The 12,363-nt window shown below is 43.8% G+C and carries 14 protein-coding genes and 1 pseudogene; 12 read left to right on the top strand and 3 right to left on the bottom strand.

Features of this window, described 5'->3' with window-relative positions; translation table 11 throughout:
* The 3 genes and pseudogenes from D0463_RS19695 to D0463_RS12925 all read left to right on the top strand — a co-directional run.
* Positions 1–779: pseudogene (locus tag D0463_RS19695) on the top strand (hypothetical protein); the annotation flags it as partial.
* A gap of 3 nt (positions 780–782) precedes the next feature.
* The gene (locus D0463_RS12930; protein ID WP_117307808.1) at positions 783–1,733 is read left to right on the top strand and encodes a phosphotransferase; all 951 of its coding nucleotides are present in this window, start codon (positions 783–785) and stop codon (positions 1,731–1,733) included.
* Positions 1,734–1,857: 124 nt separating this feature from the next.
* Positions 1,858–2,532 carry a YhcN/YlaJ family sporulation lipoprotein gene (locus D0463_RS12925; protein ID WP_160118430.1) on the top strand — a complete coding sequence of 225 codons (675 nt, stop codon included), beginning with the start codon at positions 1,858–1,860 and terminating at the stop codon, positions 2,530–2,532.
* Between the two features lie 73 nt (positions 2,533–2,605).
* Here D0463_RS12925 and D0463_RS12920 read toward each other — a convergent pair whose 3' ends face one another.
* Entirely contained in the window at positions 2,606–3,322 is a 717-nt protein-coding gene (locus D0463_RS12920) for an LppM family (lipo)protein (protein WP_160118429.1), read from the bottom strand.
* Between the two features lie 155 nt (positions 3,323–3,477).
* Here D0463_RS12920 and D0463_RS12915 point away from each other — a divergent pair, with 155 nt between their 5' ends.
* From D0463_RS12915 to yajC, 7 genes are all read left to right on the top strand, one after another.
* Positions 3,478–3,996: an intercompartmental signaling factor BofC gene (locus D0463_RS12915; RefSeq protein ID WP_117307805.1), complete on the top strand. Its 519-nt coding sequence runs from the start codon at positions 3,478–3,480 to the stop codon at positions 3,994–3,996.
* 463 nt (positions 3,997–4,459) lie between these two features.
* A complete protein-coding gene (gene ruvA / locus D0463_RS12910) occupies positions 4,460–5,071 on the top strand; it encodes a Holliday junction branch migration protein RuvA (RefSeq protein ID WP_117307804.1) in 612 nt (203 codons plus the stop codon).
* 12 nt (positions 5,072–5,083) lie between these two features.
* Positions 5,084–6,085, top strand: a complete 1,002-nt coding sequence (gene ruvB, locus D0463_RS12905; protein WP_117307803.1) for a Holliday junction branch migration DNA helicase RuvB — start codon at positions 5,084–5,086, stop codon at positions 6,083–6,085.
* Positions 6,082–6,288, top strand: coding sequence for a DUF2905 domain-containing protein (locus D0463_RS12900; RefSeq protein WP_117307802.1), 207 nt, complete (start codon positions 6,082–6,084; stop codon positions 6,286–6,288). Before ruvB ends, D0463_RS12900 begins: the two co-directional genes overlap by 4 nt.
* A 42-nt stretch (positions 6,289–6,330) precedes the next feature.
* Positions 6,331–7,359, top strand: coding sequence for a tRNA preQ1(34) S-adenosylmethionine ribosyltransferase-isomerase QueA (gene queA, locus D0463_RS12895; RefSeq protein ID WP_117307801.1), 1,029 nt, complete (start codon positions 6,331–6,333; stop codon positions 7,357–7,359).
* 205 nt (positions 7,360–7,564) lie between these two features.
* A complete protein-coding gene (tgt, locus tag D0463_RS12890; protein ID WP_117307800.1) occupies positions 7,565–8,704 on the top strand; it encodes a tRNA guanosine(34) transglycosylase Tgt in 1,140 nt (379 codons plus the stop codon).
* A gap of 27 nt (positions 8,705–8,731) precedes the next feature.
* A complete protein-coding gene (yajC, locus tag D0463_RS12885) occupies positions 8,732–9,013 on the top strand; it encodes a preprotein translocase subunit YajC (protein WP_117307799.1) in 282 nt (93 codons plus the stop codon).
* Positions 9,014–9,067: 54 nt separating this feature from the next.
* Here the strand turns inward: yajC and D0463_RS12880 are convergent, their stop codons facing one another.
* Positions 9,068–9,460 (bottom strand): TIGR04086 family membrane protein, encoded by a 393-nt coding sequence (locus tag D0463_RS12880; protein WP_117307798.1) that lies wholly within the window; start codon positions 9,458–9,460, stop codon positions 9,068–9,070.
* A 147-nt stretch (positions 9,461–9,607) separates the two neighbouring features.
* Here D0463_RS12880 and D0463_RS12875 point away from each other — a divergent pair, with 147 nt between their 5' ends.
* The gene (locus D0463_RS12875) at positions 9,608–10,252 is read left to right on the top strand and encodes a DUF421 domain-containing protein (RefSeq protein ID WP_117307797.1); all 645 of its coding nucleotides are present in this window, start codon (positions 9,608–9,610) and stop codon (positions 10,250–10,252) included.
* A gap of 20 nt (positions 10,253–10,272) precedes the next feature.
* Here D0463_RS12875 and spoVB read toward each other — a convergent pair whose 3' ends face one another.
* The gene (spoVB, locus tag D0463_RS12870) at positions 10,273–11,817 is read right to left on the bottom strand and encodes a stage V sporulation protein B (RefSeq protein ID WP_117307796.1); all 1,545 of its coding nucleotides are present in this window, start codon (positions 11,815–11,817) and stop codon (positions 10,273–10,275) included.
* Between the two features lie 130 nt (positions 11,818–11,947).
* Between spoVB and D0463_RS12865 the strand changes: the two genes are divergently transcribed.
* The gene (locus tag D0463_RS12865) at positions 11,948–12,250 is read left to right on the top strand and encodes a post-transcriptional regulator (protein WP_117307795.1); all 303 of its coding nucleotides are present in this window, start codon (positions 11,948–11,950) and stop codon (positions 12,248–12,250) included.
* Positions 12,251–12,363 lie beyond the last annotated feature (113 nt).

Below are 12,363 nucleotides of genomic sequence, written 5' to 3'. Positions count from 1 at the left end.
AGCAGTACCCAGAGATCCAGCCACAATATCAGCAGTACCCGGAATCTAAGGAGTACCCAAAGGTTCAACCACAATACCAACAGCCGGAATATGACCAGTATCCTGAGGTTCAGCCGCAATACCAGCAGTATCCGGAGAGCCAGCAGTATCCAAAGGTTCAATCCCAATATCAACAGCCGGAATACGAGCAGTACCCAGAGATCCAGCCACAATATCAGCAGTACCCGGAATCTAAGGAGTACCCAAAGGTTCAACCACAATACCAACAGCCGGAATATGACCATTATCCAGAGGTTCAGCCGCAATACCAGCAGTATCCGGAGAGCCAGCAGTATCCACAGGTTCAATCCCAATATCAGCAGCCGGAATATGACCAGTACCCAGAGGTTCAGCCACAATATCAGCAGTACCCGGAATCTAAGGAGTACCCAAAGTTTCAAACACAATACCAACAGCCGGAATATGACCAGTACCCAGAGGTTCAGCCGCAATATCAGCAGTACCCGGAATATCAGCAGTATCCACAGATGCAACCACAATACTCTTATCCACAACCGGTTCCGGTGCCAGGCATGCCGGAAAGCAAAGACTGTGGCTGTGGCGGGGGTTCACCATACCAGCATTACCAATATCAACAACCAATGTCGATGAGATTTCCACAGCCTGAACCGGAACATAATCATCAAGTTCAAGGGAGCGAGTTCCACTCTGTAATTGATCCATACAAACCGGACGTTTTCGAAATGCCGGAATTCGCTGATGAAAGCAGTGGATTATAAAACATGGGAGACAGTGATTTTATCAACTGTCTCTTCTCTTATTTAGAAAATCACGGGCTTAAAGCAAAAAATATCAAAAAAATTCGGGGCACTGTTTATTTGCTTACATTAAAAAATCGTCAGGTTCTTATACTGAAAGGATTTGCTGACCAGGAAACCCTACATCGGCAGCAGAAAATGACATTCCTTTTAAATCGGAATGGATTTACGCACACCTATAAAATTTTCACGGAAATCCCGCCGTTTTCATACAATGGTCGATTGTTTTCGCTTATCGAGTACATCCAGCCGCATAAAGATACGTTTCATTTTTTTCATGATGGAAACCGGAAGGATGGACTCAGGCTGCTCTCCCAGTTTCATCATGCTTCCAAAAAGATTCTCGCTGAGCTTTCAGGTAAAGTGCCGTCATTTAATCAAATCCAAAGATGGGAAGAAAGACTCGAAAAATTCAACAGCATTCTGCCGCTCGTCAGCTTTTATGTATCAGACTTTATTTTAACTGAATATAAGGCATGGGCGTCATGGTCTTTGAATGGGATGAAATTCTTTGAGCATTCACTGCTTAACGAAGAAAACACGATTATCCACGGAGATGTTGCGCATCATAATTTCCTGCGGAGATCTGATGGCACGCTTTGTTTAATTGATTTTGATTTAATGGCTGTCGGGCGAGCGGCTTTTGACTATCTGCAATTTGCAAACAGAATTTTGCCTTCCGTGAATTATGATGCTGACGCTTTATGGAGGTATCCCGAATTAAAGCAATACCAAACAAACCCTGCCTTTTTATATGCGCTCACTTATCCGACTGATATTTTCAGGGAATGGAACAGACTTGTTAAAGAGAACGGTATCGAAAAACATGCCGTCTGGAAATTGACGGTTCAAGATTTTAATGCCCGGATGGTTTTCAATAGGGAAATCGCCCGGACAATTGGTATGCTTCATTAATGATGCCATTATTTTAGATTATTGGCCTGATCTAACAGGTTAAAAACCCCTTTGGTTAGCATGCTAATACATGAGCAGGTTCTATATAATCTGCTTATCCAATTCAGCAAAGGGGGTTTTGTTGTTGAGGAAGCTTTTTATGGTGCTGCCGTTTTGCGTGATATTGAGTGGCTGCGGGGTCAATGGGAATGAAGAGATGAGGCCTGCCGGGTATTCCTCGACGAACGAAGATGACTTGGTGAGCCGGATCAATTACCAGGCACCGATTACGCATATGTATCAAGATATGAATGCGGTAGAAAGAAGGCAGGAAGCGATTGAGCGGCAGGGAGGCAATCCAACGATCCCGCTGTCTAATTATGGGGACGGGTATTTTTACCACGATAGAAGCTACAGTACAAGGGACACCAACTATCATGGCCATGTAAGCAAACCGCAAACCCCGCGTTCATCCTACTACACGGCATATGATGGACGTCTTGTTGATCAAATCAGGGCGAGAGCCAACCGGATAAATAATGTTAACGACTCCCGGGCAGTCATCTACAAAGGAGATATTCTCGTTACGGCTTTACTTGACGATATCAGCGACCCTCAAGCTGTAAGAAATGCAATAGAGAAGAGCGTCCGCCCGCTTGCCGGGAAACATCAACTGCATGTAACGACAGATCAAGGGGTCTATTATCGGTCCATTGCACTCGATAATAGACTGAGAAAAGGCGACCGCAGGGATATGTTTGACCAGGATGCGGCCGATATGTTCGAAAACATCGAGATTCATGAAAGTCATTTGCAGTAATGTAAGCAGAGCTTAGGCTTTGCTTTTTTTTATGGATTTTTAAAAGCCCCTCCATTAGGAGAGGCTGGCTTGCTTATTCTGCAGGGGTTCCAGGAGGATTCGCTTGTTTGTTTTTTCTTCTCACGAAAAGAAACACGAATATAATGACAAGTAAAGCACCTATCGCCAGTAAGGCAATATTCACGTAGTTTATTTTCTTGAATTCAAAATCAACATCGTTCTTGGCATTTGGAGTGAAATTCCAGACTAGTTCTTTCCCTATATTTTTAACCTCAGTCGCATTATTCTCCCCTGCTTCTACAGGCAATTCTAAATTGAATGTCAGTTCCATTTGGCTAATCATGGACTCAACCATCTGCTGATCGAATTCTTCACTTTCAGCATCGTCCGTCATGCCGGTGAAATCAAAAACACCATCGACTTTATATGTATCTGTAAAGAAGCCCTTCGTTTCCTTCACTTTGAAGTCGAATAATTGCTGTTCATCACTGGGGCTTTTCATATCCTCAAAGGACTCGAAATGCTTTTTGAGCGTTAACCCGATATATCTTTCACTGTTATAATCGATTGCTTTAAAGCCTTCCTTTTCGGCCTCCTGTTTAGTGTCTTCGAGATCATTTGTGATATCGGTTCCACCAAAAGAAGCGATTTGCTTGTCGATTCCATAAACCAATGTTAAATCACTGCTGCCATCAGAATTTATCTTTAAAGAAGTATCAACCTTTACGCAACCAGTAAGGACCAGTACAAAGGTTAACAAACAAATAAGAACGCCGAGATGTTTTTTCATAATCACCATACCCTTTATTTAATATCTACTTTTCATTTATCGGAAATGTTCACAAAAAGTTAATAGCTCGGGATATTGATAAAATAAACGGTTAAAATTCCAAAAGCCGTCCAAACTATAAATAGAATTACACTTCTTATAGAGAGGTGATGGAAATGAAAGTCTGGATCGCTATTCTTACAGTATTGTTGAGTGTGGGTGTGACCGTTTCGGGTGAGGTGGAGGGGGCCCATCCAGTAAAGCAGCAACAAATGACCGAACCGCTTGAGCGGAAGGTGATTCTGCAGAGGGTCTATGTTGATGGTGAGATGAGCGAAGAAATATATCTCGAGAAGATATTGGCGATGGAAGACTTTTGGGCCAATTACCAGGACTGGCAGCTCATCGACCAAAATGAGGAACGAATCATCTTTCAAAGAAAAGAAAATGACATATCTCCATTGCTGAAGGCCAATGGCTTTTTCGGCGTGTCGGGGGATGGCACCCTGTCTATTTTCAATGGCAGACCGCAAGATTCACAAATCATCCAATCCTTTTTTCAAATAGATGTAAAAAAGCTGGAGTCATATAAACAGCAGGAACTGCGAAAAGGCATACCGATCTTGAATAAGAGCCGGTATGAACAAATGATAGAGGCCTATAAGCCGTATTCATTTCCTAAGATTGAAAAATAGGGAAGCGGGACACTTTCGCGGTGGTCCCGCTTTGTTATGGGTTTGGTGTAGTTTGCGTTCCTTTACTTTCTTCAAATCTTGGTGGGCAGTATGTTTTGGCCACTAATTTTATCATTATCGAAGGCAATTCCCGTTTTTTTGCAATGATTATTATTTCAATTTAAGAATAAACCTTCATGGGGATACAGATGTTTCAATTGATAAGCTGAATTTTGTGTTTATGAGCGATTTTTTGGATTTATGAGCGGTAATTCGGTTATATGAGCGATTATCCGAATATATGAGCGATTATTACAATATATGAGCGGTTACTCAAATAAATGATCGATGGCCCCTTTGACGCGAATCCCTAACGTAAAAAGGACAGCTGATTGTAACGGCATAATCTGGTTCATGTTTTTTTCTCCTTCCATCGTTTATATGATAAAATGAGTGGTAAAGCAAAATTGGGGAGCGAAGAGATTTGTATGATTATATAAAAGGGGTCATTGATTATGTCGGGCCTGAATACATAGTTGTAGACAATGGGGGAATCGGGTATCAGGTGATGACGCCGAATCCTTTTATTTTTTCTGCTAAAATAAGCGAACAGGTTCAGATATTTCTGTACCATCATGTTCGGGAAGATATTTTTGCGTTATATGGTTTTCAGACAAGAGAAGAGAAGGCTTTGTTTACGAAGCTGTTGAATGTGACGGGAATCGGCCCTAAAGGGGCGCTTGCGATACTTGCTTCCGGCCAGGTCGATCAGGTTGTCCAAGCCATTGAGAATGAAGATGAAACATTCCTTGTCAAATTTCCAGGTGTCGGAAAAAAGACGGCCCGTCAAATGATTCTGGACTTGAAAGGGAAGCTGGAGAATATTGTTCCGGACTATTTCCCTAACCTGTTTAACGATGGCAAAAGCACCGCGAAAACAGCCGGCTACTCAGATGAGCTCGATGAAGCAGCTCAGGCGTTGAAGGCGCTTGGATATTCTGAAAAAGAAGTCCAAAAGGTCGCTAAGGTGCTTCAGCAAGAAGAACTGACGACCGAGCAATATATTAAAAAAGCGTTACAATTGATGTTAAAGTAAGGGGTGGCGGATGTGGAGGAGAGAATATTAAATCAGGAAGCTGACCTGAACGAACTGTCCTTTGAGCAAAGCCTAAGACCGCAAAACTTAAAACAATACATCGGCCAGGATAAGGTAAAGGATAATCTCCAGGTTTTCATTGAAGCTGCGAGGATGCGTGAGGAGACTCTCGATCATGTGTTGTTGTACGGGCCTCCCGGGCTAGGAAAAACAACCTTGGCAGTAATCATCGCGAATGAGATGGGCGTGAATGTAAGGACAACCTCGGGACCTGCCATTGAACGTCCTGGAGACCTCGCTGCAATATTAAGCGCGTTGGAGCCGGGAGATGTGCTCTTCATTGATGAAATTCACAGGCTGCCTCGCACTGTAGAGGAAGTGCTGTATCCCGCGATGGAAGATTTTTGCTTGGACATTGTAATTGGCAAGGGTCCGTCCGCGCGTTCAGTCCGGATCGATTTGCCACCATTTACGCTTGTCGGGGCGACGACCAGGGCGGGCTCTTTGTCTGCACCGCTCAGAGATCGCTTCGGCGTCCTGAGCCGTCTTGAATACTATACAGTTGAGCAGTTGCAACAAATTGTTGTGCGTACTGCTGAAATCATGGAAACTGAAATGGACAGCCAAGCAGCCTCGGAGCTTGCGAGAAGATCGAGAGGGACACCAAGGATTGCCAACCGCCTGCTGCGCAGGGTGCGGGATTTCGCCCAGGTTCGGGGAGACGGGACGATTACGACCGAGCTTGCGGACTATGCGCTTGAATTAATGCAGGTCGACCGTTTAGGACTTGATCATATTGACCATAAATTACTTAAAGGCATTATGGAAAAATACCGCGGCGGCCCGGTCGGATTAGAGACGATCGCGGCAACAATCGGCGAGGAAGCTCATACGATTGAAGATGTGTATGAGCCGTACCTGCTACAAATCGGCTTTTTGCAGCGTACACCGAGGGGAAGAATGGTGACCGATCTGGTGTACCGGCACTTTAATTTGGAGGTACCTGCCAAATGACAGGACTGCCTAAGTTATTAATGATAATCGGTGTGATTATTTTCATCATTGGATTTGCGATGAAATTTATAAACCTTGGCAAGCTTCCGGGCGATATTTTTATCAAAAAAGGAAACACGACGTTTTATTTTCCGATCGTTACCTCGATTTTAATTAGTATTGTTTTATCGGCTGTGCTTTATTTTATCAGTCGATTTCGTTAAAAAAGTGATGTACTCCATCCATGACAAAAGGAAGTGGACAAATTGAAGGTGGAGTTGTTTGATTTTGATCTGCCTGAGGAATTGATTGCCCAGGTACCATTGGAAAACAGGGAACAAAGCAGGCTGATGGTGTTGGATAAGGAAACAGGTGGGATTCGGCACGAAGTCTTTAAAGATGTTACGAAGTATTTTCAGCCGGGCGATTGCCTTGTTTTGAACGATACACGTGTGTTGCCAGCGCGGCTTTACGGCAGCAAAGAGGATACCGGGGCGAATGTAGAAGTCCTGTTATTGAAGCAGGAAGACGGGGATGCGTGGGAAACACTTGTTAAACCCGCAAAGCGAGTCAAAGAGGGGACTAAAATTGTCTTCGGTGACGGACAACTGACGGCTTCTTGTACAGGTGTACTAGAGCATGGCGGGCGGATTTTGGATTTCACATACGAAGGTATTTTTTACGAAATCCTCGAAGAGCTTGGCAGCATGCCGCTTCCTCCTTATATTAAGGAGCAGCTTGATGACAAGGACCGCTACCAAACTGTTTATGCGAAAGAGCGGGGTTCAGCTGCTGCGCCGACAGCGGGCCTGCATTTTACAGAGCAGCTGTTGCAAGAAATCCGGGATATAGGCGTGCATATCGCTTTCATCACGTTGCATGTTGGTTTAGGCACCTTCCGCCCTGTAAGTGCGGATGATGTGGATGAACATGAAATGCATGCGGAATTCTATCAAATGACCGAGGGAACGGCCCGGTTGCTGAATGAAGTAAAAGCAAACGGCGGCCGGATCATCACTGTCGGCACGACGTCAACTCGTACACTTGAAACGATCGCTTCCAAACATGATGGCCTTTTTAAAGAAGAAAGCGGCTGGACAAGCATTTTTATTTTTCCCGGCTATCAGTTCAAAGGCATTGATGCAATGATTACGAACTTTCATTTGCCCAAATCAACATTGATTATGTTGATAAGTGCGTTGGCAGGACGAGAGCACGTGCTTCATGCCTATGAAACCGCAGTGAAAGAAAAATACCGCTTTTTCAGCTTTGGCGATGCCATGCTGATTAAGTAAAGTAATTGAAGGGTATCTTCGAAATCAAGGGATATCACCGAAAATGGGGATAACCGAAATTGGAGATATCACCGAAATTCAGGATATATCATCGAAATCTGAGATATATCACTGAAGTTTAGGATATATCATCAAAAATAGAAAAATATCACCGAAATTCAGAATATATCACCGAAATTGCACTATTTGAAAGGAGCTATCTTAGTTGACCGCAATACGTTATGAGCATATAAAAACTTGTAAGCAGACCGGGGCTAGACTGGGTATCGTGCATACACCGCACGGATCGTTTGAAACGCCGGCGTTTATGCCGGTCGGGACGCTTGCGACGGTTAAAACGATGTCCCCGGAAGAGTTAAAGACGATAGGAGCGGGGATTATTCTCAGCAATACCTACCATCTTTGGCTCCGCCCTGGACATGAAATCATCAAGGAAGCGGGCGGCCTCCATAAATTCATGAACTGGGATCGCGCGATTTTAACTGATTCCGGCGGGTTCCAGGTTTTCTCTTTAAGTGAATTCCGTAAGATTGAAGAAGAAGGGGTTCATTTCAGAAACCATCTGAATGGGGACAAGCTGTTTTTATCTCCGGAAAAAGCAATGGACATCCAAAATGCGCTTGGTTCGGACATTATGATGGCATTTGATGAATGTCCGCCCTTCCCGGCAACATTTGAATATATGAAAAAGTCGGTTGAACGGACATCTCGTTGGGCGGAAAGATGTTTAACCGCGCACAGTCGTCCAGAAGACCAAGGACTTTTCGGTATCGTCCAGGGCGGTGAATTTGAAGAGCTTAGGAAACAAAGTGCGAAGGATCTGGTATCACTTGATTTTCCTGGCTATGCGGTCGGCGGATTATCGGTCGGCGAGCCTAAGGATGTCATGAACAGAGTGCTTGAATTCACGACACCGCTGCTTCCGTCTGACAAACCGCGTTACCTCATGGGAGTGGGTTCTCCGGATTCATTGATTGATGGAGCCATCCGCGGAATCGATATGTTTGACTGTGTGCTTCCGACGAGGATTGCCCGCAATGGGACGCTGATGACTTCAAATGGCCGTTTAGTGGTGAAAAATGCTAAATATGCGAGGGATTTCGGTCCTTTGGATGAAAATTGTGATTGCCATGTTTGTAAAAATTACAGCCGTGCATATATCCGCCACTTGATTCGAGCTGAAGAAACCTTCGGAATCAGACTTACGACTTACCATAACCTGCATTTTCTGTTAAACTTAATGGAGCAAGTCAGACAAGCGATCCGCGAAGACCGTCTTGGAGACTTCAGGGAAGAATTCTTTGAGCAGTATGGCTTTAATAAGCCGGACGCGAAGAACTTCTAATTGACTATTAAGAAAGGAGTGATATAGATGGGAAATTTAACTAGTATCTTACCATTAATACTGATGTTCGTGCTGTTCTATTTTTTATTGATCCGTCCTCAGCAAAAGCGTCAAAAAGCGGTTTCAACCATGCAAACTGGATTGAAGAAGGGTGATAAGATCGTAACGATCGGCGGCCTTCACGGAATCATTGATTCTCTTGATGATTCAAAAATCGTGGTCAAATGCGGTGATGGCAGCAGACTTACATACGATAGGTCAGCAATCCGCGAAGTAACGGAAAGCGCACCGGATCTGTCAGAGCAATAAGCAATAGTACGAGGCAAAACGGTATTCCACTTGGAATACCGTTTTTTTTCATGGCTATGCATCCCGCGAACTGGAACTCAGATTCACTCCCAGAATGCCGCCCATCATCGCCGTGAGCACATAACAGCCCTGATAAATCCATTGCTTTGGCGAAAACAATGAATCATGCCCGAGATATTGAAATAATAATACAATCAGCATGAATATAAGCCCTGTACCGCCGCCCAGCATCCAGCCCTGCTTTTTTCCTTTTCCACCGGAAATGAAGCCTCCGATGAAAAGCGAAAGGAAGGTCACAGCCATAATGACGTATGTGAGTGAGGATTCATTTATGCTGGTAAATCGGAGCAAGATGGAAAAGATAAAGCTTCCCACAATCGCTATAATAAAAATGGCACATACTCCGTATAAAATCGCCATACCTAAATTTTTTGTTTCGATAGTCATTCTCTCCCTCCACAGTCTTTGTACAAGCATATTCCACCACTTTTTCTTTTAGACCAATGTTTTCAAAAATGGAAATTAAAAACAGACTAATTACCGGTTTGAAGGTCAAGATAAAATTATCTGCACTAAAGGTGGGGGGGCCCCTCAATGAATGACTTATCTATAATTTTACTAAGGTCCATCTTTTTTTACTTTTTCCTCTGGCTACTATTCCGGCTAATGGGAAAAAGGGAAATTGGGGAATTAAGCATTGTGGATCTGATTGTGTTTATCATCATAGGGGATATAGCCGTATTAGCGATTGAAGATCCGGACAAACCGCTTTTGTATTCACTTCTTCCTATATTTGCTATTGTATTAATTGAAATTCTTCTCTCCCTCTTTTCACTTAAAAGCCAAAAATTCAGGCAAGTGATTGAGGGAAAACCATCCATCGTCATCAATAAAGGGAAAATTGATGAAAGAGTCATGAGAAAGCAACGATATAATTTCGATGATCTGCTTTCACAGCTTCGGGAAAAAAACATCCTCCATATCGAAGAAGTTGAATATGCGATTCTGGAGCCTTCCGGGCAGCTCTCGGTCATTGAGAGAGAAGATGTACAGAACGATGAAGATAATGTTCCGTTTCCACTGATACTCGACGGTGTCGTGCAGAAGGAAAGCTTGTCACGTATGGGTAAAGATAGTATCTGGCTCAAAAAACAGCTCAAAAAGGACGGATATGAAGATATGAGCAGGATATCCATATGTACCTATGATGACGGTATTTTTTTTGTGGATGAAAAATAACCGGGCATACTCGGGCCCGGTTATCGAAAGGACAGACTAGACAGGATTCGTTTGATCTCGGTTTTTTTTATGACTCCTGTCAAGACTGAAATAGCAACAAAAACGATACTGATGACCGTCATGGAAACCAGAAGCCGGCTTATAGAAGCTAGTCCTGAAAATAGGGTATAAAAAGCATAATGCCCGACCCATCCGGATAACACGCCGATAATGACAGGGTAAACGTATGATCTCATTTTCAATGTAATCGGAATGACTTTTAAAATCGTTGAAAAATGGAGGAACGTTACAAGTATCGTACCGGCTGCGATTCCGATGGCTGCGCCCATGATTCCGAAACTTTCTTTAGAGGTGAGCACCCAAATAATTACGATTTTCACGATCGATCCGATTATGCTGTTAATCATTGCGGATTTAGCCAAATTCAGAGCCTGAAGCATCGATTGCAAGGGAAGCTGACAGTAAAATAAAATAAAAAATGGCGCGAGGAACTTGATGAAGATAGATGCGTTAGAGGAACCGTACATAGCCTCCAAAATCGGATCTGCCAGTACAAACAAGCTAACCATGGCAAGTGAGCCGGTTATAAAGGTGAGCCTCAACGATTGCTCCAGCCTCCGCTCAATCAGCTTGTAATTCCCTAACGATTTAGCCTCGCTAACAGAAGGGACCAGAGACGTCGCCAATGACGCGGTTACAAAAGACGGCATCATTAAAAGCGGCAGGGCATACCCAGTCAGCTCGCCGTACTGTTTAGTAGCCACGGTTGTTGCCACACCCGCAATCGCTAGGCTATGAGCAACGACAATCGGTTCCAAAAACCAGTAGAAATTCCCGATTAACCTGCTCCCGGTAGTCGGCATGCCAATGCTCATCAACTCTTTAAATGTCCCTTTTCCTGACTTCGCCATTGTAAAAAAATTCTTCCTGACCTTAAAATGCTTTTTCAATTTAAAAGTAGTCAGCAAGTAAGCTAACGAAACAAGCTCGCCGATGATCGAAGCGAGCATCGCCCCGGCGGCCGCATATTCTATCCCGTAAGGCAGGAAGGCTTTGGTCAAAACGGCAATGAAGGCAATGCGGGCAATCTGCTCGATAACCTGTGAAAAGGCTAACGGCTTCATATTTTGCCTTCCTTGAAAATATCCCCTCAACACGGAAGAAATCGCTACGACAGGAACGATTGGGGCGATGGCCAGCAGCGGCCAGACCGTTCGGGAATCGGTAAACAATGTCTCGGACAGTATCGGAGCCAGCATCAGCATGACCGGCGTGAAAAACAGCGATAAACCGAATGTACATGACAGAGATACAACAAGGATCCTTTTAACTTTTTTCTCGTCACCCTTTGCATCCGCCTCCGCGACAAACTTAGAAATCGCAACGGGCAGCCCAAGCTGGGTGATCGTAATGACAAGAAACAAAGTAGGCAAAGCCATCATAAATAACCCTACCCCTTCTTCCCCGATAAAACGAGCGACCACAATCCGATTGATAAATCCCAGGCTACGTGTAATAAAGCTGGCTATTAAAAGAATGAATGTTCCTTTCAGAAATTTGGACATGACCGCTAATCCCTGCCTTCTCAAATGTGCTGATATCATATACAATTATCTATATGCAGAGACTTGGACAAAGCATGCAAATTAATCATCGAACGTCCAATAAAAATAGAATATAGTGGAGGAAATATCCATGATGAATCAGCACCCGTATCAACGTTTTTACCAGACACTGCAGCCTGCGTTGAAAAACAAAACGGAAGAGTTGAACCTGCTCGGCCTTGGGGCTGCTAAGGAAGATGAGGTATGGTCATATCTGACTCAAAAGAAATGGAAGCGTCCGCAGGAAGAAATCCATATATATGAACTAGTAAATGACATCCTGACACTCAGCAGCAGCCAGTTTATGTCCTACATGACGGTCGAGGCTTACAAGGCACCGAACTTATTTAAGGAACTCTCATCCGAAGAAATGAGAGAATTATTGAAGGACTGACAAATAATCTTAAATTGACACTCGTTTTTTTTTCAATCATAATAATGATGTTGCTTTTTTAATGACTGGAATGAGACGAAGACTTATAGGATATGGTGTTAAAGAAAGAAAGG

Origin of the sequence: Bacillus sp. V59.32b, assembly GCF_003429085.1 — a bacterium.
Taxonomy (GTDB): domain Bacteria; phylum Bacillota; class Bacilli; order Bacillales; family DSM-1321; genus Peribacillus.
This window is presented reverse-complemented; position numbering and strand designations above follow the sequence as displayed.